Origin of the sequence: Ottowia sp., assembly GCF_047601385.1 — a bacterium.
Taxonomy (GTDB): domain Bacteria; phylum Pseudomonadota; class Gammaproteobacteria; order Burkholderiales; family Burkholderiaceae_C; genus Ottowia.
Genome location: NZ_JASGJP010000001.1, coordinates 2,853,705 through 2,873,139, shown reverse-complemented (window position 1 = coordinate 2,873,139; position 19,435 = coordinate 2,853,705). Strand labels below are relative to the sequence as shown.

The window sequence follows — 19,435 nt, the reverse complement described above, 5'->3', positions numbered from 1 at the left end:
TAGCATCGCGTCACCTATGTTCAGCTACCGCCACGCCTTCCATGCCGGAAACCACGCCGACGTGCTCAAGCACCTCGCGTTGATCGCCTCCCTGCGCCACCTGATGCGCAAGGACGGCCCGCTGACGCTGGTCGACACCCACGCCGGCGCCGGCATCTACCGGCTGGACTCGGACGCGGCGCAGACCTCGGGCGAGGCGCTGGAGGGCATCGCGCGGCTGCAAGCGCTTCATGAACAAAATCAGGCTCCAGCGCTTGCTGGGCAAGCGCCAGCAGCTACTGAAGATATAGCGGAAGCACTGGCCGACTACCTCGCCGTGGTGGCCTCGTTCAACCGCGCGCCGGGCGCCTGGCGCGTGTACCCGGGCTCGCCGCTGATCATGCACGCGCTGATGACCGAGCCGGCGCGCGCGGCGGTGCACGACCGGCTGAAGCTGTTCGAGCTGCACCCGACCGACATCCAGGCGCTCGACGCCCACGTGGCGCAGCTTGACGCCGGCCGGCAGGTCGCCGTGGCGCGGCAGGACGGCTTCGAGGCGCTCAAGGCCCTGCTGCCGCCCCCGGCCGCCGCCGGCGGCTCGCGCCGCGCGCTGGTGCTGATCGACCCCAGCTACGAGATCAAGAGCGACTACGCCAAGGCCGCCGCCGCCGTGCAGGACGCGCTGCGGCGCTTCGCCACCGGCGTCTGCATGGTCTGGTACCCCGTCATCGCGCGGCCCGAGGCGCACGGCCTGCCGCGCCGCCTGAAGACCATGGCCCAGCAGGCGGGGCGCGGCTGGCTGAACGCCACGCTGCACATCGGCGCCGCACCCGACGGCGGCGGGCTGACGGCCAGCGGCCTGTTCGTCGTCAACCCGCCGCACCCGCTGAAGGCGGCGCTGGAGCAAGCGCTGCCGCAGGTGCTGCGCGTGCTGGCCGAGGGCCGGGGCGCCGGGCGCGCCTGGGCGGTCGAGGCCAGCGCCTGACCCCGGGAAAACCCCGACGCGCATTAGCCGACCGATCGGTCGGCTAATTATCTATACTTGGGGCAGACGCCGGTTAAAGAACCAGGAGCCCCACGCATGTACACGCAATCCTTCTCCGTGCCCGACGATGCCGACGGCAAGACCGCCGGCCTGAAGGCGGTCGCCAAGCCCCTGTCCGAGGCCGAACAGGCGCTGCAAGCCCAGTTCGACGCCCGCATCGACGCCGACGGCCGCATCGAGCCGCGCGACTGGATGCCCGAGGCCTACCGCAAGACCCTGGTGCGCCAGATCAGCCAGCATGCGCATTCCGAGATCGTCGGCATGCTGCCCGAGGGCAACTGGATCAGCCGCGCGCCCAGCCTCAAGCGCAAGGCCATCCTGATCGCCAAGGTGCAGGACGAGGGCGGCCACGGCCTGTACCTGTACAGCGCCGCCGAAACGCTGGGCACCCCCCGCGATCAGATGCTGGACGCGCTGCACACCGGCAAGGCCAAGTACAGCTCCATCTTCAACTACCCCACGCTCACCTGGGCCGACGTGGGCGTGATCGGCTGGCTGGTGGACGGCGCGGCGATCATGAACCAGATCCCCCTGTGCCGTTGCAGCTACGGCCCCTACGCCCGCGCGATGGTGCGCGTGTGCAAGGAGGAGAGCTTCCACCAGCGCCAGGGCTACGAAGCCCTGCTGGTGATGATGAAGGGCACGCAGGCGCAGCGCGACATGGTGCAGGACGCCGTCAACCGCTGGTGGTGGAAGTGCCTGGCCATGTTCGGCCCGCCCGACGCCGACAGCCCCAACAGCGCGCAGGGCATGCGCTGGGGCATCAAGCGCATCGGCAACGACGACCTGCGCCAGAAGTTCGTCGATGCCACCGTGCCGCAGGCCCAGGTGCTGGGCGTGACCCTGCCCGACCCCGACCTGAAGTGGAACGCCGAACGCGGCCACCACGACTACGGCGCCATCGACTGGGACGAGTTCTGGCAGGTGGTCAACGGCCACGGCCCGATGAACAAGGAGCGCCTGGCCACGCGCGTGAAGGCGCACGAGGACGGCGCCTGGGTGCGCGAGGCCGCCGTGGCGCACGCCGACAAGCAACGCCAGCGCGCGCTGAAAGCCGCCGCCTGAGAACCCGAGGAGACACGATGAGCACCGCACAACCCGCCCTGAAGGACTGGCCTCTCTGGGAGGTCTTCGTCCGCAGCAAGCAGGGCCTCGAACACAAGCACTGCGGCAGCCTGCACGCCAGCGACGCGCAGCACGCGCTGCAAATGGCGCGCGACGTGTACACGCGCCGGCAGGAGGGCGTCAGCATCTGGGTGATCCCCTCGCACCTGATCGCCGCCAGCGACCCTCAGGACAAGGACCAGCTCTTCGAGCCCGCCAGCGACAAGATCTACCGCCACCCGACCTTCTACGAGATCCCCGACGAAGTGGGGCACATGTGATGGACGCGCGCGTCGAACAGGCCGCCCCGCTGCCCTACCTCTTGCACCTGGCCGACAACGCCGTGGTGCTGGGCCAGCGCAACGCCGAGTGGTGCGGCCACGCGCCCATCCTCGAAGAAGACCTGGCCATGGCCAACAACAGCCTGGACCTGATCGGCCAGGCGCGCCTGCTCTACCAGCACGCCGCCGCGCAGGCCGGCAGCGGCGCCACGGAAGACACGCTGGCCTACTTCCGCGATGCGCCCGAGTTCCGCAACTACGTGCTGCTGGAGCTGCCCCACAACGCCGGCCTGGCGCCCGCCGCCAGCGGCGCCGCGCGCGACTGGGCCGTCAGCATCGCGCGCAACTTCCTCTACAGCGCGCTGATGGTGCTGGCCTGGGACCGCCTGCGCCAGTCCACCGACCCGCAGCTGGCCGCCATCGCCGCCAAGAGCCTGAAGGAGGTGCGCTACCACCTGGGCCACGCGCGCGACTGGCTGGTGCGCCTGGGCGACGGCAGCGCCGAATCGCACCGCCGCGCACAGGCCGCGCTGGACTACCTGATGCCCTTCACCGAGGAGTTCTGGACCGCCAGCGCGCTGGAGGCCGAGGCCGGCTTCGACCCACTGGCGCTGCGCGCCGAATGGGACCGCATCGTGGGCGACGCCATCGCCGAGGCCACGCTCAAGCGCCCGCCGTACTCAGGCGGCTGGGTGCCGCGCGGCAAGGACGGCGTGCATTCCGAGCACCTGAGCTACCTGCTGGGCGAGATGCAGGGGCTGGCGCGCGCGCACCCCGGCGCCACCTGGTGATGTGATTCATGAGCCAAATCGCCCTCCAGCGCCCGACTGGCGAGCGCCAGCAGCTATCGGAAAGTGAGCAGTCGGCGCTCTGGTCGGCACTGGACGAGCTGACCGACCCGGAGATCCCCGTCGTCACGCTGCGCGAGATGGGCATCGTGCGCGCGCTGCGCCGTGCGGACGACGGCGTGCTGGAGGTCGTCATCACCCCCACCTACAGCGGCTGCCCGGCGATGGAACAGATCCACGACGACATCGTCGCGCGGCTGGCGCAGGGCGGCGTGGCGGCGCGCGTCGTCACCCAGCTCGCCCCGGCCTGGACCACCGACTGGATGACCGCCGCCGCGCGCGAGAAGCTGCGCGCCTACGGCATCGCCCCGCCGCACACCGGCGCGCTGGCGCCGGGCGAAGCGCCGATCCACTTTGCGACCAGGCCGCGCACGGCCGTCCCCTGCCCCCTCTGCGGCTCCGCCAACACCACCGAAACCTCCCACTTCGGCTCCACCGCGTGCAAGGCGCTGTACCGCTGCCTGGACTGCATGGAGCCCTTTGATCATTTCAAGAGGATATGAGGAACACCCCCCTGAGTCGCCTTCGGCGCCTTCCCCCCTCTCTCTGCGGGAGGGGGGACAACGCCAGTGGCCGGCGCAGGTCCGTCCACGGCGTTCGCTGGCTTGGCCTGCTCCGCGGCCCTTCGATCCATTGGGTTCAGCGCGCTGCTGTCTCTCGCAATCCCACGAGGAAATAACCATGACCCCCCGCTTCCACGACCTCACCGTCGCCCGCGTCAGCCCCGAGGCCGCCGGCGCCGTGGCCATCGCCTTCAGCGTGCCGGCCGAGCTGCACGAGCGCTTCGACTTCCAGCCCGGCCAGTTCCTGACCCTGCGCGCCACCATCGACGGGCAGGACGTGCGGCGCAACTACTCCATCTGCTCCACCCGCGGCCGCTACGCCCGCGCGCGCGAGCTGGAGGTGGGCATCCGCCCGATGGAAGGCGGCCTGTTCTCCAACTGGGCGGCCACGCAGCTGAAGGCCGGCGACCGGCTGGCCGTGATGCCGCCCGACGGCCGCTTCACCATCCGCAAGCCGCGCGCGCTGCACCGCGTGGGCTTCGCGGCGGGCTCGGGCATCACGCCCATCCTCAGCATCGTCGCCACCACGATGGAGGAGAGCGACCACGCCAAGTTCACCCTGGTCTACGGCAACCGCCGCATGGGCAGCGTGATGTTCAACGAGGCGCTGCAAGACCTGAAGGACAAGTACAAGAACCGCCTGACGCTGATCCACGTGCTGTCGCGCCAGGCGCAGGAGGTGCCGCTGCTGGAAGGCCGCATCGACGGCGCCAAGGTGCGCCAGCTCATCGACACCCTGCTGCCCGCCAAGAGCATGGACGAGGTGTTCGTCTGCGGCCCCGAGGCGATGATCGACGCCACCGAGGCCGCGCTGCTCGAAGCCGGCGTGCCGCCAGCGCGCATCCACACCGAGCGCTTCACCTCCCCGCGCCTGGAGGCGCTGCCGCCCGCCGCGCGCCGCGCCGCCACCGAGCACGCCGACCCCGAGGCCCCCGCCGGCCAGGTGGCGCTGACGGTGCTGATCGACGGCAAGTCGCACGCGCTGGCGATGCGGCGCGACCAGCACGTGCTGGACGTGGCCCTCAGCGCCGGGCTGGACCTGCCCTACTCCTGCAAGGCCGGCGTGTGCTGCACCTGCCGCGCCAAGGTGATGGAGGGCGCCGTCAGCATGGACAAGAACTACACGCTGGAGGCCGACGAGATGGCGCAGGGCTTCGTGCTGAGCTGCCAGGCGCGGCCGACGAGCGACCGGCTGACGGTGAGCTACGACGAGCGCTGACGCGCGGCGCCCACATACTCCCCACCCCCACTGGCCGCCAGCGCCCGGCAGACAAGCGCCGGACGCATGCTACTCCCCGAGAGTATTCAGTCGGCGCTGGCCAGCACTTCGTCCGCGCGGCCGGGCGGCAGCACCTCGCGCAGCACCACGGCGTCGTGGCCGCGCGACTGCATGCCCAGGGCGGTGGCGGCGGCCTTGCTGAGGTCGATGACGCGCCCGCGGATGTACGGGCCGCGGTCGTTGATGCGCACCACCACCTGCCTGCCAGTGCGCGGGCTGTGCACCAGCACGCGCGTGCCGAAAGGCAGCGTCTTGTGCGCGGCGGTGAGTTCGTACATGTCGTACTTCTCGCCGTTGGCCGTGGTGCGGCCGTGAAAGCGCGGGCCGTACCAGGAGGCGATGCCGCGTTGCAGATCGCGCCCGGCGCGCGCCGGGCCGTCGTCCTGCCCGGCGCTCTGGCGGGGCGGCGCGGCGTCGGCCGCACCACCCACGCGGGCCTTGAAGCCGGTGTAGTTGGGGCAGCGCATGTCGTGCACCGCCTTGGCCGAGGAGCAAGGCTGCGCGAGCGCGAGAGGGGAAGCATCGGGGCTCACCGGTTGCGCCGCCAGGGGCGCTGCTGCCAGCCACAGCGTGGCGAGCACCAGGGCCCGACCTGCCGGCAGACGGTGGCCACTTCCCAGGGCCGGGGCGTCCGCAGGGGCCGCGCCGGGAGAGGTGTCCCGTAACATGCGGCGGATTCTACCGGCGCCAACCCGCCGGAAGCCGAAACCAGTGGTTTCTTAGATGAATAATTCTAGAAACCACGCCGCCCATTAACCCATTGGTTATATCAACCGAGCCGGTTGCAGACTTCCAGCGTGCCGGCGGCCTGGTTGAGCGTGTAGAAGTGGAAGCCCGGCGCGCCGCCCTCGCGCAGGCGCTGGCACAGGCCGGCCACCACGTCGGCGCCGAAGTCCTTGATGGACGCCGCGTCGTCGCCGAAGGCTTGCAGGCGCAGGCGGATCCAGCGCGGCACCTCGGCGCCGCAGCTGTCGGAAAAGCGCAGCAGTTGCGTGGAGTTGGTGATGGGCATGATGCCGGGCACGATCGGCGTCGCCACGCCGCGCCGGCGCAGCTCGTCCACGAAGCGGAAGTAGGCGTCGGCGTTGAAGAAGTACTGCGTGATGCCCACGTCCGCCCCGGCGTCCACCTTGGCGCGGAAGGCGTCCAGGTCGGCCTCGGGCGAGCGCGCCTGGGGGTGCACCTCGGGATACGCGGCCACGGCCACGCTGAAATGCGCGCCCGCCTCGGCGCGGATGAAGGCCACCAGTTCGCTGGCGTAGCGGAACTCGCCGCCCAGGCCGTAGCCGCTGGGCAGGTCGCCGCGCAGCGCCACGATGCGCCGCACGCCGGCTTGGCGGTAGGTGGCCAGGCGCTCGCGGATGCTGGCCCGGGTCTGGCCGATGCACGACAGGTGCGGCACGCCGGGGCGGCCTTCGGCGACGATCTGGCGCACCGTCTCCAGCGTGCCGTCCTGCGTGGAGCCGCCGGCGCCGAAGGTGACGGAGCAGAACTCCGGCGCCAGCGCGTAGAGCCGCTGGCGCGTGGCGCGCAGCTTCTCGGCGCCCTCGGGCGTCTTGGGCGGGAAGAATTCGAGGCTGAGAGGTTGGGTCATGGCGCGGAAGCGGGTGCTTGGGCGTGGATGAAGAATTCGCGGTTGCCGTCGCCGCCGGTAATCGGGCTGCCCGACCAGCCGCGCACCGCCAAGCCCAGGCCGGCACAGGCGGCGCGCAGGCGCTGCTCGACCTCGGCGTACAGCGCGGCGTCGCGCACGATGCCGCCCTTGCCGATCTGGCCGGGTTGCAGCTCGAACTGCGGCTTGGCGAGCAGCAGCAGGTGGCCGCCGGCCCGCGGCAGCGGCGCCAGCGCGGGCAGCACCAGCGTGAGCGAGATGAAGGACAGGTCGCCGACGATCAAATCGAAATATTGGTCAAATCGGCCTCTAGCGCCCGCCTGGCAAGCGCTGGCAGCTATTAATACAGAAGCATCGAGGTGCCGCGCGTTGACGCCTTCCAGCGCCCGCACGCGCGGGTCAGCGGCCAGGCGCGGGTGCAGCTGGCCGTGGCCGACGTCGATGCCGGTGACGTGCGCCGCGCCGTGTTGCAGCAGGCAGTCGGTGAAGCCGCCGGTGGACTGGCCCACGTCGAGGCAGCGCCAGCCGGCCACGTCGAGCCCGGCGGCGCGCAGCGCGCCCTCCAGCTTGAGGCCGCCGCGCGAGACGTAGCGCGCCTCGGCGGCGCCCTGCAACTCGACCTCGGCGCCGGGCGGCAGATCGTCGCTCTTGGCGAGGGGGCGCCAGCCGGCCGGACTCCGCCAGCGCGCGCCGGCCGCGATCAGGCGCTGCGCCTGGCTGCGGCTGGCGGCCAGGCCGCGCTCGACGAGGAACTGGTCTGCGCGCACGGCTTCGGTTTTATGAATGAAATCGGCCTCCAGCGCCCGCCACGCAAGCGCCAGCAGCTATCTGATCAATAGCGGTAGGTGTCCGGCTTGTAGGGGCCGGCCTGCGGCACGCCGATGTAGCGCGCCTGCTCGCTGCTCAGCTGCGTCAGGCTGGCGTTCAGCTTGGCCAGCTGCAAACGCGCCACCTTCTCGTCCAGGTGCTTGGGCAGCACGTAGACCTTGCCCACGTCGTAGGCGTCGGGGTGGGTGAACAGCTCGATCTGCGCAATGGTCTGGTTGGCGAAGCTGGACGACATCACGTAGCTGGGGTGGCCGGTGGCGCAGCCCAGGTTCACCAGGCGCCCCTTGGCCAGCAGGATGATGCGCTTGCCACCCTTGAAGATCACGTGGTCCACCTGGGGCTTGATCTCCTCCCACTTGCACTTGGCCTCCAGCCCGGCGACGTCGATCTCGTTGTCGAAGTGGCCGATGTTGCAGACGATGGCCTGGTCCTTCATGGCCGCCATGTGCTTGTAGGTGATGACGTCCTTGTTGCCGGTGGCGGTGACGAAGATGTCGGCCAGCGGCGCGGCCTCTTCCATCGTGACGACGCGGAAGCCCTCCATCGCCGCCTGAAGCGCGCAGATGGGGTCGATCTCGGTCACCCACACCTGGGCGCTGAGCGCGCGCAGCGCCTGCGCGCTGCCCTTGCCCACGTCGCCGTAGCCGCAGACCACGGCGATCTTGCCGGCCACCATCACGTCGGTGGCGCGCTTGATGCCGTCCACCAGCGACTCGCGGCAGCCGTAGAGGTTGTCGAACTTGCTCTTGGTGACCGAGTCGTTGACGTTGATGGCGCGGAACAGCAGCGTGCCGGCGGCGCTCATCTCCTTCAGGCGGTGCACGCCGGTGGTGGTCTCCTCGGTCACGCCGATGATCTGCGCGCCCTTGCGGCTGTACCAGCGCGGGTCTTCCTTCAGCTTGGCCTTGATGGCGGCGAACAGCACGCGCTCTTCCTCGCTCCTGGGTTTGGCGAGCACCTTGGGGTCGGTCTCGGCCTGGCGGCCCAGGTGCATCAGCAGCGTGGCGTCGCCGCCGTCGTCCAGGATCATGTTGGGGCCTTCGGCCTTGCTGCCGGCGGGGCCGAACTCGAAGATGCGGTGCGTGTAGTCCCAGTAGTCCTTCAGCGACTCGCCCTTGACGGCGAACACCGGCGTGCCCGCGGCGGCGATGGCGGCGGCCGCGTGGTCCTGCGTGCTGAAGATGTTGCACGAGGCCCAGCGCACCTGCGCGCCCAGGGCTTGCAGCGTCTCGATCAGCACCGCGGTCTGGATCGTCATGTGCAGGCTGCCGGCGATGCGGGCGCCCTTCAGCGGCTTCTTCTTGGCGAATTCGGCGCGGATCGCCATCAGGCCGGGCATCTCGGTCTCGGCGATGGCGATTTCCTTGCGGCCCCAGGCGGCCAGGGCGATGTCGGCGATGGCGGCATCGCCCGGGGTTTTGCGCGCGGCGCTCATGGTTCTCTCCAATCAGTCAGGCAATTTGCAATGCCACGCGCCTGACCGGCTGAAGTGATGGAGAAGTCCCGGCTCACCGCAGCGTCAAAAGCGTGGGTGAGCGTCGTTGCATGTATTTCTGTCCGAGCCTCACGCCCCGCTGAATGGGGGCGCTGCAACGCTCCTCGGAAAGTCAGCGCGAAGTATATCGGCTTGACGGCCGACTCGCCGGTGCCTGCGGCTCGGCGCAGGCACCCCATCGACCGCGAAAAAATCCACGCTCATCCGCTGTCCGGGTCCGCCCGCCCCGAAGCGGCCGGCCGAGCCTGCGCTCCAAGCTCCTGTCGGTTGCTGCGTGGCGCAGGGCGCATCGTCTACATCGACCACACGCAGTGCACGCACGCCCCGAACGCGCAGTTGCGCATCGACAACCGCATCGGCGCCCCGCCCCATGCGGCACGTGCCCACCGGGTGGTAGATGCAGCGGCCCTAACCCCCGATCGTCAACGACGGCCTTGGATGGACCATTGCTGTTAGGCCAGCCTTTGACGGAAGCCAGGGTACGCGAAGGCGGTGGCGATCTTTTCGCAGTCCCGCTCCGGGACGCCCGCCGCGCGCGCTACCGCATACCAGGAGCTGCGCACTTGCGTCTCCATCGCATCTACGACTGCGCGTGCTTCGTCGGCATCGAGCAGAAAGCGTGCGCTCTGCGACAGCAGGTTTTCTGCATTCGCAAACCGGCCAGCATCACCGCACTCCATCGCGAGATCGCGCCGCTCCATGCTGACCGGCACGGCAGGCGTCAGGTCATATGCGGGCGAGAGGCTCCAGTCCGCGGCGCGCGCAAGGACAGCATGATTGCGCGGGTGATCATCGACGTTCGAGATCAGCGCGTTGAAGCACATGCGGCGAAACAGTTCGGAAGTGCTTTGCCTCGGCTCCGCACACGCGCGCCGCAGCTCTTCCGCCAGCAAGACATATGACCACTTGCTGCGGGACTGATAGGTATCCTCCGCGCGCAGCAGGGTCAAGGCGCTCACCATGCGGGCTCGCCGGTAGCCCGCTTCGGTCTTTTCACGATCGAAGCGTTTGACCAGAAGCACGTCGCGCCCTGCGACTTCGACAACCCGGCTTTCCGCCGTTATGAGGCCACAGGCCCGCCCGAGGGTCAGCATGGCGTGCTCGACCCGTGCGTTGTTCCAGGCGTCGTCCTGCCTGTTGAACTTCGCAATCCAGAGGCCGTCGTCGTCCTCCACCACGGCCTTGGGGCGTGCGCCCCCCATCGACGTACCAATCACCATCAGTTTCTCGACCTGATCGTGATCGGCATCACCGGCACCGCCAGCGGCTGGCTGGCCCTCATCAGCAACGATGGCATCGGCAATCGCCTGCACCGTTGCGAGGTCGAGCGTTCTGTTAAAGGTGCGCTTGGGCGCGGGCGGTGTCTGGTTGAGTCCGAAGCCGAGCGCACCCGCCCGGTCATCGGGCGAGTACAGCAGGTAGTCCATCTCACTGGGTTGCGCTGTGCCCAGATGCCGCTGGATGACCCGGCGGCCCCAGTAGTCCGGACTCGCATCGCGCAGAGCGCCGAATACCCCGCCCATAGAGGCGGTTGCGTAAGTACGCGGCGCCAGCTTCAGCTCGACCGGGTCGACTGCCACGGCATTGGGGCGCTCCAGGTAGCTGCGTCCGTAAACGAACCGCCCCTCAGGCACGCCCCGGCGGTCAACGGAAAGTGCGAAGCGCCCTGCTGTGACAGGCTCGGTTTCTCCGGGCAGTGTGATGTAGACGAAGCACTCGCCCGACGCTTCAGAAGTCATTGCTCAACTCCGCCTTCGGGCGCGCGCGGCCACGCTCGCGCGCCAGCGCGAGCGCTTGCCCCTCTTCGTCGCGCTCGGGGGCGGCCACGTCCGCCACCTGGTCGAGGAGGTCGAGCGCCCACAGCATGGCGGCGTACACAGCCACGCCCGTCGAGGGCTTGCCGTGCTCCGCATCGGCGACGGCGCGTGCGCCCGTGCCGATCTTTTCGGCCATGTCTTGGATCGTCAGGTTCCGCCGCAGCCGCGCCGTGCGCAGATTGGCCCCCAGCCGCTTGAGCGTTTGCTCAACCGGGTAGGGAGGCGCGGTCAGTAGTTTGTTCCGGGCGGTCATGTCCTCACCTTGTCGGGGCCGGCCTGTCCTCTAGCAGTGCCACGCATCGTTCACGGGTCAATAAAAATGCTCTCAAGAGCAGATTATCATAGTTTGCCATCTCTTGAGGGCATATGCCATGTCCTTGTGCTAAACTTCCGCCGGCGCTTCCGGGTTGGGCGCCGGCATGGATGCCGATGTGCGCGCGCGGATGGGCACGTGAAGGACTGTGTACATGGGCGTGTACATAACGGGGCTGTGAACGATGGCGGACGAGAAAATCTTCAATGAAGTCAAGCGCAGACGCACGTTTGCCATCATTTCCCACCCCGACGCGGGCAAGACCACGCTGACCGAGAAGCTGCTGCTGTTCTCCGGCGCGATCCAGATCGCCGGCAGCGTGAAGGCGCGCAAGGCCAGCCGCCACGCCACCAGCGACTGGATGGAGATCGAGAAGCAGCGCGGCATCTCGGTGGCCTCCAGCGTGATGCAGATGGTCTACCGCGACCACGTGGTCAACCTGCTCGACACGCCGGGCCACAAGGACTTCAGCGAGGACACCTACCGCGTGCTCACCGCCGTCGACTCGGCGCTGATGGTGATCGACGCCGCCAACGGCGTGGAGGCGCAGACGCGCCGGCTGATCGAGGTCTGCCGCCAGCGCGACACGCCCATCATCACCTTCGTCAACAAGATGGACCGCGAGGTGCGCGACCCGCTGGACATCCTCGACGAGGTGGAGCGCGAGCTGGGCATGCCCTGCGTGCCCATGACCTGGCCTGTGGGCCAGGGCAAGACCTTCGGCGGCATCATCAACCTGCGCACGCGGGCGATGACGGTGTTCGAGGCCGGTAGCGAACGCCGGCCGGAGGACTTCGAGGCCATCCCGGTGGCCGAGCGCGAGCGGCTCGCGGCCCGCTTCGGCAGCGCCTTCGAGACCGCCGAGGAAAGCATGGAGCTGGCCGTCGGCGCCTCGCCCGCGTGGGACCACGAGGCGTTTCTGGCAGCGAAGCAGACGCCGGTGTTCTTCGGCTCCGGCGTCAACAACTTCGGCGTGATGGAAGTGCTGGACGCGCTGGTGGACATGGCGCCGCCGCCGCGCCCGCGCGCCAGCAGCGTCGTGGTCAACCGGCAGACGCAGGCGCAGGTGATCCAGCCCGAGGACGACACCTTCGCCGGCGTCGTCTTCAAGGTGCAGGCCAACATGGACGCCAACCACCGCGACCGCATCGCCTTCGTGCGCGTGGCCAGCGGCAAATACACGCCGGGCATGAAGCTGAAGGTGCAGCGCACGGCCAAGGAGCTGCGGCCCACCAGCGTGGTCACCTTCCTCAGCCAGCGGCGCGAGGCGGTCGATGAAGCCTACGCGGGCGACATCATCGGCTTCACCACGCACGGCGGCGTGCAGCTGGGCGACACCATCACCGACGGCGCCAACCTGCAGTTCACCGGCCTGCCCTTCTTCGCGCCCGAGATGTTCATGACCGTGGTGCTGAAGAACCCGCTGCGCACCAAGCAGTTGCAGCAGGGCCTGGCGCAGCTGGGCGAGGAAGGCGCCATCCAGGTCTTCAAGCCCGACGCCGGCGGCAACATGCTGCTGGGCGCCGTGGGGCAATTGCAGTTCGAGGTGGTGCAGCACCGCCTGAAGACCGAATACGACTGCGACGTGCGCCTGGAAGGCTGCCAGTACACCGGCGCGCGCTGGATCACCGCCGACACGCCCGCCGAGCTGCGCGAGTTCGAGAACGCCTACCCGATGCGCATGGCCCACGACGCCGCCGACGCCCTGGCCTACCTGTGCACCAGCCCCTACGACGTGCGGCTGGCGCAGGAGCGGTTTCCGAAAATCCACTTCCACCCGCTGCGGGAGCATGCGGGGCTGGCGCTGCAAGCCAGCGCCTGAATCTGCAAGACCGCATGGCCCTCCAGGAATTTCTGGCGCCGGAAAAAAAGACCACCTCAGGCGTCTACCTCGACAACCTCACGGGCGTGCGCGCGCTGGCGGTGCTGTGGGTGCTGGTCTTCCACACCTGGGGCATCGCCGGCGGGGGGGAGGTCTCGTTGCCCATCCCGCTGCTCGACCATGAAATCGGGCTGACCCGGTTCGTCAGCAGGGGGGCCTGGGGCGTGGACATCTTCTTCGTGCTGTCGGGGTTCCTGCTCACGCTGCCCCTGATCAAGGCCGGCGCCGGCCGCCTCGACCGCGCCGGCATCCTGCACTTCTACCGCCGCCGGGCGCTGCGGATCCTGCCGGCCTACCACTTCGCGCTGCTGGCGCTGATCTACCTCCTGCTGTTCGGCCTCGGTCAGCTGCCCACGGCCGTCGAGATGGTGCAGGACGCCCTGCTCGTCAACATGTGGCTGGGAACGCCCCCGCTCCGAGGCGTGTTCTGGTCGCTGCCCGTGGAGGCCACCTTCTACGTCGTGCTGCCGTTCCTGCTCCTGATCGCATTGCGCAGCCGCTCGTTCAGCACCGTATTCCTGCTCACGATCCTCCTGACCATCGTTTTCCGCTTCGCCGCCGTCACCACGGGCGCCATCCACTCCAAGGGGGTCTATCTGTTCTGGTTCTTCGGCGCGCGGATGGACCAGTTCGCCATCGGCGCGTTGTTTGCGTACCTGTGCCTGCACCGGCCCGCATCGCCGCGCCGCGGAAACCTGTGCCTGCTGGTCGGGCTGGTGGGCCTGCTCGCTTTCGCGTCCTTCATTGCGCGGCGCGGCAGCGATGCGCTCGAAAACGGAGACTACTTCTTCTATTTCTTCCAGACCATCGTCGGGCTGCTCGCGGGGCTGCTCATCTATGGGGCCGCCTCGGAGGGCAAGCTCGCGCGCGCACTGCTCGGCAATGGCCTGATGGTGTTCGTCGGCACGATCAGCTACAGCATTTATCTCTGGCACACCATCGTGCTGGACGTCTACGCTCTTACCGACCTCGCCCGCGCGACGCCACCAGACCGCAGGCTGCTGGCCGTTGCCCTCTACACTTGGCCGCCGGCCCTGTTGATATCCTTTTTCTCCTACCTGTTCGTCGAGCGCCCGTTCCTCGGAATCCGCCACGGCGCCCAGAACCCGAACGCCTCTTTCATCCAGAGGTACCCCGTCTACTTCCTCTGCCTGGCGGCATTGGCATTGGGCGCCCTGACGGCGCTGGCTCGCTTCACCCACCAGTTCAATCACTGAGTCGGCCCCTGATGCCACGAATCGGCTGACCAACCACCCCCATGCGCACAAAGCCGCCTCAGCCGGGCCCACCCCATCCGATCGAGATGCAGGTGCTGAAGCCAAAGCCCGGTCACCGGGCGTCGGGACGCGGGTCCGAACTGCTTGGCCATGCATTCACGCACCACCACGGAGCCAAGAGGGCGGGGTGGTTCTGGCCGGTCCTGGCCTGCATCTTCGGTCTGGGCTTCATCATGAGGCACCTGGATGCGCCCTCGTTGTTCGACCCTTCGGTCACCTACCTCCCTGCGGCCCGAGCCTTCCTGGATCAGGGCTGGTCCTTCCTGCTGACGCCGCAAAGCTATAGGGTGGCGCCGCTTGCCTACCTCTGGCCAGCCCTGTGGGGCGCCGATCCCACCTTGATCCGCATCGCCAATATGGGGCTGTGGGTGGGCTGCGTGTGGTTTCTCTGGCGCACCTGCCGCCTGCTGGGAGGCGTGCGCGCGGGCGCAGTGGCCATGGTGCTGCTCCTTTCAACCCGCGAACTGGTGCAGTACTTCCCTACCGAGATGACGGAGCCGCTTTTCTTGTTCGGCATCTTCGGGTGGATGCATGCCATGGCGCGCATCGTCATCGGCCGGGAGAGTTCCGCAGCCGTGGTCGCACAGGGCGCATTCATGCTGGCCGTCACGCTGTTGTCCCGGCCCGTGCTCCAACTGGTCGCCCCCACAGCCTTGCTGGCGTGCCTGGCCTGCATGGCATACCGGTCAGTCGCCAGGAAGGGGCACCCGGTCATCGGGCGCCCTCACCTCACATCGGCCATCGGATTGAGCCTTGGGCTAGCGCTGCTCCTTCCGCTCGCGCTGGTCATCAAGAATGGCTGGGTGTTCGGGCTGTGGGGATTGAGCACGGGCTCGGGCGCAGGGCTGTATCTTGGTACGCACCCCTTGTTCCAGGGTGCCGAGCCCGGATTCCTCGGGCTTCCCTACGACATCAATCTGCTGACCACGCTCAAGACCGGCAATGACGACCACCTGAGCCTCGCCGGAGACAAAGCGACGCGCAGCGCGGCCCTGTGGCAGATCCAGGCCATGTCGCCGAAGGACGCGGCGGCGTTCTTCGGCCGCAAGCTCTGGTGGTGGCTGGCGCACCATCCGGCGGTGATCGATGCAAGCGGCAGCTTGCCGCGCAAGCTGCGGTTCTTCGAGCTGCTGATCGTGCCTGCCTGCATCGCCTGGCTGGCCCGCGACTGGTGGTACAGCCGCGCCATCCGGCCCCGCGGCGGCACGGTCCCTCCGCGCCCGACAGGGCCGCTGATCTTCGCGGGTTTCCTGCTGGCGATGTTCCTGGCCATGCTGGTCCAACTCCTGCCCATTCTGTACAACAGCCGGTACAGCTCCGCCCTGCTGGATCCGTGGCTCGTCCCGCTGGCAGCATGGGGGTTCGCCAGCCTGACGTCTGCCATCCGGCTGCGTGGCATGTTCGGCCGGCAGGGCTGCGGCATCGGCGAGGCGACGCCCCCGGGTACATCCCCTTGGCCAGCCCTCGCCGTGCTCGCCGCCATTCTGATCATCACCTTCACCGGCTATGGCCTGGCGCGCCAAAGCGAAAGCGTCTTCGTGGAACCCGAGCGCATGGGGCCCACGCTCGCCCACCTGAACATCACCGCCGGGGAACGGGTCGACGTGCAGGGCATGCGGCCGCAGGGAGACCGAACGTGGGCCATCACCGAATCGCCCGCCATACTCAAGGTCCGCATCGACGCTGGCGACGTCGAACGCATCACCGCGGCCAAGATCTTCACCGCGCTGTGGAAGACGGATCTCGCGCTGCGCGCCGACGGCCAGCGCTGCCGCAAGGCCGAGCTGGCCTACCAGACCGCGGACGGCCGCATCCTGCAGCCCGCCTACAAGCTGCCGCTGCTATTGCCGCTGCGTACCGACGGCGCCCTCCACCCGCTCGTCACCCACGCCCACGGCGAAATGACCCCGCGCGAGCCGGGAAGCCTACGCATCGTGCTGCACTGTCCGGCCGGCACCGTGGTGCAATGGCGCGGCACTCAGTTTCTGGAGGGCCGCTATCCCTGGAGCATCGCGGCCTACCCGCCACCCTCTGTTGCAGGCATGGGTATCGGGCACGCCTCTTGCCTCGCCTGCCCGCGAGGGCTTCAGCGGCCCACTGAGGCCGGCACCTGAGCGACCGCATGCACATGGCCCCGGCCGAGTTCCCACCGGCATCGGACGCCTGCCCCGCAGACGACCTTATGATCGACCGGGGTGCGGCACCTACCCGATGCGCATGGTCCACGACGGCGCCGGTGCCCTGGCCTGCCCATGCACCAGCCCCTGCGGCATGCGGCTGGCGCAAGAGCGGTTTCCCAAAATCAACTTCCTCCCGCCGCGCGAGCGTGCGGGGTTGGCGCTGCAAGGCGCATGAGCAAGGATGACGCAAGACAGTTCCCGCCCGCTCGTCGTCGACCTGGACGGCACCCTGGTGCAGACCGACACCCTGCACGAACAGGCGCTGGCCCTGGCCAGGGAGCACCCGATGCAGGTGTTCCTGCTGCCGGCTTGGCTTTCGCGCGGCAAGGCGCAGCTCAAGCAGCAGTTGGCCCAACGCGTGGCCCTGGACGCCGCCACGTTGCCCTACAACGCCGACCTGCTGGACTGGCTGAAAACGCAGAAAGCCGCCGGGCGAACGCTGGTGCTGTGCACCGCCGCCGACGCGCAGACCGCGCAGGCCGTCGCCCGGCACCTGGGCATCTTCGACGAGGTGCTGGCCAGCGATGGGCAGACCAATCTGTCCGCCGGCCGCAAGGCCGACGGCCTGGTGCGGCGCTTCGGCCCGCAGGGCTTCGACTACGTGGGCAACTCGCGCGACGACCTGCCCGTGTGGCAAGCTGCGCGCCGGGCCGTCGTGGCGAATGCGCCCGCCGGCGTGCTGAAGGCCGCGCAACGGCATGGCAACGTGGACAAGGTATTTCCCGCGCAGGGCATGCAGGCGCGCGATTGGCGCAGGGTGCTGCGGGTGCACCAGTGGCTGAAAAACCTGCTGCTGTTCCTGCCCCTGCTGGCCGCGCACCAGTTCGGCAACGCCGCGGCCTGGGGCACGGTGCTGCTGGCGTTCCTGTCGTTCAGCCTGTGCGCGTCGGCGGTGTACATCGGCAACGATCTGCTCGACCTGGCCAGCGACCGCCTGCACCCGCGCAAGCGCCTGCGCCCGTTCGCCAGCGGCCGCGTGCCCGTGGCCTGGGGCGTCGCCGTGGCGCCGCTGCTGCTCGCGGCCAGCGTGGCGCTGGGGTGCGGCGTGGGGCCGGGCTTCGTGGGCTGGCTGGCGGTGTACTTCGCGCTGACCTGCTGGTATTCGGTCACGCTCAAGCGGCTGGTGCTGCTCGACTGCATGACGCTGGCGAGCCTGTACACGCTGCGCATCGTCGCGGGCGGCGCGGCGGCTGGGCTGATGCCGTCGCACTGGCTGCTGGCGGTGTCGGGCTTCGTGTTCCTGTCGCTGTCGTTCCTCAAGCGGCATGCCGAGCTGCGTCCGCTGATCGAGCGCGGCGACAACGCCGCCGCGCATGGGCGCGGCTATGTGGCGCAGGACGCCCCGCTGGTGCAGATGCTGGGCATCGGCGCCGGCTATGCCGCTGCCGTGGTGCTGGCGCTGTACCTGCATGGCGAGACCGTGCAGGCGCTGTACAGGCTGCCGCATGCCATCCTGCTCACCGTGGGCGTGCTGGTCTTCTGGATCAGCTGGCTGTGGCTCAAGTCGCACCGGGGCGAGATGCACGACGACCCGGTGATCTTCGCCGTCAAGGACCGCGTGAGCCTGGCTTGCGGCGCGGTGTTCGCCGCCTCGCTGGCGCTGGCCACGCTGGGGCTACCGTGGTGATGCGCGTCGGCTCCTGGGGCGGCCTCGGCGCCGAGCCGCACGAAGCCCTGCCGCTGGACGGGCTGAGCAGCGCGCTGCCCCTGCCCGCCGCCGGACAGACCATCCTGCCCCACGGCCTGGGCCGCAGCTATGGCGACGTGTGCCTGAACCCCGGCGGCGCGCTGTGGCTGACGGCCAGCGCCGACCACTGGCTGGACTTCGATGCCGACACCGGCCTGCTTACCTGCCAGGCCGGCGCGCTGCTGGGCGACATCCAGCGCCTGCTGGCCCCGCGCGGCTGGATGCTGCCCGTCACGCCCGGCACCCAGTTCGTGACCGTGGGCGGCGCCATCGCCAACGACGTCCACGGCAAGAACCACCACGTGGCCGGTTCGTTCGGCAACCACGTGCGCTCGCTGGTCCTGCGACGCACCGATGGCCGCCGCATCGTCTGCGGGCCCGACCAGGAGGCCGACTGGTTCCGCGCCACCGTGGGCGGCCTGGGGCTGACGGGCCTCATCGCCCAGGCCACGCTGCAACTGCGCCGCGTGGCCGGGCCGTGGCTGGACACGGAAACCATCGCCTTCGACACGCTGGACCGCTTCCACGCACTGGCGGCCGAGTCGGAGGCGGGCTGGGAATACACCGTCTCGTGGATCGACTGCCTGGACCGGCGCGGGCGCGGCCTGTTCATGCGCGCCAACCACCGTGGCGACGATGCCGACGTGCCCCGACACACGCCCCGCCAGAGCGGGCTGGCCATGCCCATCACGCCGCCGCTGTCGCTGGTCAACACGGTGAGCCTGCGCGGTTTCAACGCGCTGTACTACCACGCGCACCGCCTGCGCGCCGGCCGGGCCGTCAGCCACTACCGGCCATTCTTCTATCCGCTGGACGGCATCGCGCACTGGAACCGCATGTACGGCCCGCGCGGTTTCTACCAGTACCAGTGCGTGGTGCCGTTCGAGGGCGGTGAGCGGAGCATCGCGGACATGCTGTCGCAGATCGCGCAAAGCGGCCAGGGCTCCTTCCTGGCCGTGCTCAAGACCTTCGGCCACCGGCCTTCGCTGGGTCTGCTGAGTTTTCCGCGGCCCGGCATCACGCTGGCGCTGGACTTTCCCAACCAGGGCGAAAAGACCCTGCGCCTGTTCGACCGCCTGGACGCCATCGTCGGCGCGGCGGGCGGCCGCATCTACCCCGCCAAGGACGCGCGCATGCCCGCCGGCCTGTTCCAGTCCGGCTATCCCCAATGGGCGCAGATGCAGCCCTACCGCGACCCCGGCATCAGTTCGACCATGTCGCGCCGCCTCTTAGGAAGCTGAGTTC

General features: G+C 69.1%; 17 protein-coding genes, 1 pseudogene and 1 riboswitch. Of the genes and pseudogenes, 11 read left to right on the top strand and 7 right to left on the bottom strand.

Going from position 1 to position 19,435, the window contains the following annotated elements:
* Window positions 1–16: 16 nt before the first annotated feature.
* From QM772_RS14095 to paaE, 6 genes are all read left to right on the top strand, one after another.
* Complete coding sequence (locus QM772_RS14095; RefSeq protein ID WP_415137501.1) at window positions 17–964, top strand: 23S rRNA (adenine(2030)-N(6))-methyltransferase RlmJ; 948 nt, start codon at window positions 17–19, stop codon at window positions 962–964.
* Between the two features lie 96 nt (window positions 965–1,060).
* Entirely contained in the window at window positions 1,061–2,089 is a 1,029-nt protein-coding gene (paaA, locus tag QM772_RS14090; protein ID WP_415137499.1) for a 1,2-phenylacetyl-CoA epoxidase subunit PaaA, read from the top strand.
* 17 nt (window positions 2,090–2,106) lie between these two features.
* Window positions 2,107–2,409 (top strand): 1,2-phenylacetyl-CoA epoxidase subunit PaaB, encoded by a 303-nt coding sequence (paaB, locus tag QM772_RS14085; protein WP_415137497.1) that lies wholly within the window; start codon window positions 2,107–2,109, stop codon window positions 2,407–2,409.
* Window positions 2,409–3,200, top strand: coding sequence for a 1,2-phenylacetyl-CoA epoxidase subunit PaaC (paaC, locus tag QM772_RS14080; RefSeq protein WP_415137495.1), 792 nt, complete (start codon window positions 2,409–2,411; stop codon window positions 3,198–3,200). Before paaB ends, paaC begins: the two co-directional genes overlap by 1 nt.
* 8 nt (window positions 3,201–3,208) lie before the next feature.
* A complete protein-coding gene (paaD, locus tag QM772_RS14075; RefSeq protein ID WP_415137493.1) occupies window positions 3,209–3,760 on the top strand; it encodes a 1,2-phenylacetyl-CoA epoxidase subunit PaaD in 552 nt (183 codons plus the stop codon).
* A 178-nt stretch (window positions 3,761–3,938) separates the two neighbouring features.
* Window positions 3,939–5,039, top strand: coding sequence for a 1,2-phenylacetyl-CoA epoxidase subunit PaaE (gene paaE, locus QM772_RS14070; protein WP_415137491.1), 1,101 nt, complete (start codon window positions 3,939–3,941; stop codon window positions 5,037–5,039).
* Between the two features lie 86 nt (window positions 5,040–5,125).
* Here paaE and QM772_RS14065 read toward each other — a convergent pair whose 3' ends face one another.
* From QM772_RS14065 to QM772_RS14035, 7 genes and pseudogenes are all read right to left on the bottom strand, one after another.
* The gene (locus tag QM772_RS14065) at window positions 5,126–5,680 is read right to left on the bottom strand and encodes a septal ring lytic transglycosylase RlpA family protein (RefSeq protein ID WP_415137489.1); all 555 of its coding nucleotides are present in this window, start codon (window positions 5,678–5,680) and stop codon (window positions 5,126–5,128) included.
* 188 nt (window positions 5,681–5,868) lie between these two features.
* Window positions 5,869–6,693 carry a methylenetetrahydrofolate reductase [NAD(P)H] gene (gene metF, locus QM772_RS14060; protein ID WP_415137487.1) on the bottom strand — a complete coding sequence of 275 codons (825 nt, stop codon included), beginning with the start codon at window positions 6,691–6,693 and terminating at the stop codon, window positions 5,869–5,871.
* Window positions 6,690–7,478 carry a TlyA family RNA methyltransferase gene (locus QM772_RS14055; protein ID WP_415137485.1) on the bottom strand — a complete coding sequence of 263 codons (789 nt, stop codon included), beginning with the start codon at window positions 7,476–7,478 and terminating at the stop codon, window positions 6,690–6,692. Before QM772_RS14055 ends, metF begins: the two co-directional genes overlap by 4 nt.
* Before the next feature lie 65 nt (window positions 7,479–7,543).
* Window positions 7,544–8,974, bottom strand: coding sequence for an adenosylhomocysteinase (gene ahcY, locus QM772_RS14050; RefSeq protein ID WP_415137483.1), 1,431 nt, complete (start codon window positions 8,972–8,974; stop codon window positions 7,544–7,546).
* Window positions 8,975–9,065: 91 nt separating this feature from the next.
* Window positions 9,066–9,146, bottom strand: a riboswitch (S-adenosyl-L-homocysteine riboswitch).
* A 143-nt stretch (window positions 9,147–9,289) separates the two neighbouring features.
* A pseudogene (locus QM772_RS14045) lies at window positions 9,290–9,442 on the bottom strand (GMC oxidoreductase); the annotation flags it as partial.
* Window positions 9,443–9,486: 44 nt separating this feature from the next.
* Window positions 9,487–10,773 carry a type II toxin-antitoxin system HipA family toxin gene (locus tag QM772_RS14040; protein ID WP_415137481.1) on the bottom strand — a complete coding sequence of 429 codons (1,287 nt, stop codon included), beginning with the start codon at window positions 10,771–10,773 and terminating at the stop codon, window positions 9,487–9,489.
* Window positions 10,763–11,104: a helix-turn-helix domain-containing protein gene (locus QM772_RS14035; protein WP_415137479.1), complete on the bottom strand. Its 342-nt coding sequence runs from the start codon at window positions 11,102–11,104 to the stop codon at window positions 10,763–10,765. The genes QM772_RS14040 and QM772_RS14035 overlap by 11 nt, the downstream gene beginning before the upstream one ends.
* A 244-nt stretch (window positions 11,105–11,348) precedes the next feature.
* On the opposite strand from QM772_RS14035, the gene QM772_RS14030 reads away from it, so the two are divergent.
* The 5 genes from QM772_RS14030 to QM772_RS14010 all read left to right on the top strand — a co-directional run bounded on the left by QM772_RS14030 (window position 11,349) and on the right by QM772_RS14010 (window position 19,431).
* On the top strand, window positions 11,349–12,986 hold the full coding sequence (locus QM772_RS14030; RefSeq protein WP_415137477.1) for a peptide chain release factor 3: 1,638 nt from the start codon (window positions 11,349–11,351) through the stop codon (window positions 12,984–12,986).
* A 14-nt stretch (window positions 12,987–13,000) separates the two neighbouring features.
* On the top strand, window positions 13,001–14,263 hold the full coding sequence (locus QM772_RS14025; protein ID WP_415137475.1) for an acyltransferase family protein: 1,263 nt from the start codon (window positions 13,001–13,003) through the stop codon (window positions 14,261–14,263).
* Between the two features lie 86 nt (window positions 14,264–14,349).
* The gene (locus tag QM772_RS14020; protein ID WP_415137473.1) at window positions 14,350–16,437 is read left to right on the top strand and encodes a hypothetical protein; all 2,088 of its coding nucleotides are present in this window, start codon (window positions 14,350–14,352) and stop codon (window positions 16,435–16,437) included.
* Between the two features lie 247 nt (window positions 16,438–16,684).
* Window positions 16,685–18,130, top strand: a complete 1,446-nt coding sequence (locus QM772_RS14015) for a UbiA family prenyltransferase (protein ID WP_415137471.1) — start codon at window positions 16,685–16,687, stop codon at window positions 18,128–18,130.
* Window positions 18,130–19,431 carry an FAD-binding oxidoreductase gene (locus QM772_RS14010; protein ID WP_415137469.1) on the top strand — a complete coding sequence of 434 codons (1,302 nt, stop codon included), beginning with the start codon at window positions 18,130–18,132 and terminating at the stop codon, window positions 19,429–19,431. The genes QM772_RS14015 and QM772_RS14010 overlap by 1 nt, the downstream gene beginning before the upstream one ends.
* Window positions 19,432–19,435 lie beyond the last annotated feature (4 nt).

Coding starts and splice junctions, on each gene's coding strand:
- QM772_RS14015 (WP_415137471.1), top strand. CDS start 16,685: ATGACGCAAGACAGTTCCCGCCCGCTCGTCGTCGACCTGGACGGCACC.
- QM772_RS14025 (WP_415137475.1), top strand. CDS start 13,001: ATGGCCCTCCAGGAATTTCTGGCGCCGGAAAAAAAGACCACCTCAGGC.
- ahcY (WP_415137483.1), bottom strand. CDS start 8,974: ATGAGCGCCGCGCGCAAAACCCCGGGCGATGCCGCCATCGCCGACATC.
- paaE (WP_415137491.1), top strand. CDS start 3,939: ATGACCCCCCGCTTCCACGACCTCACCGTCGCCCGCGTCAGCCCCGAG.
- paaD (WP_415137493.1), top strand. CDS start 3,209: ATGAGCCAAATCGCCCTCCAGCGCCCGACTGGCGAGCGCCAGCAGCTA.
- QM772_RS14020 (WP_415137473.1), top strand. CDS start 14,350: ATGCAGGTGCTGAAGCCAAAGCCCGGTCACCGGGCGTCGGGACGCGGG.
- paaC (WP_415137495.1), top strand. CDS start 2,409: ATGGACGCGCGCGTCGAACAGGCCGCCCCGCTGCCCTACCTCTTGCAC.
- paaB (WP_415137497.1), top strand. CDS start 2,107: ATGAGCACCGCACAACCCGCCCTGAAGGACTGGCCTCTCTGGGAGGTC.
- QM772_RS14010 (WP_415137469.1), top strand. CDS start 18,130: ATGCGCGTCGGCTCCTGGGGCGGCCTCGGCGCCGAGCCGCACGAAGCC.
- QM772_RS14095 (WP_415137501.1), top strand. CDS start 17: ATGTTCAGCTACCGCCACGCCTTCCATGCCGGAAACCACGCCGACGTG.
- metF (WP_415137487.1), bottom strand. CDS start 6,693: ATGACCCAACCTCTCAGCCTCGAATTCTTCCCGCCCAAGACGCCCGAG.
- QM772_RS14030 (WP_415137477.1), top strand. CDS start 11,349: ATGGCGGACGAGAAAATCTTCAATGAAGTCAAGCGCAGACGCACGTTT.
- QM772_RS14040 (WP_415137481.1), bottom strand. CDS start 10,773: ATGACTTCTGAAGCGTCGGGCGAGTGCTTCGTCTACATCACACTGCCC.
- paaA (WP_415137499.1), top strand. CDS start 1,061: ATGTACACGCAATCCTTCTCCGTGCCCGACGATGCCGACGGCAAGACC.
- QM772_RS14035 (WP_415137479.1), bottom strand. CDS start 11,104: ATGACCGCCCGGAACAAACTACTGACCGCGCCTCCCTACCCGGTTGAG.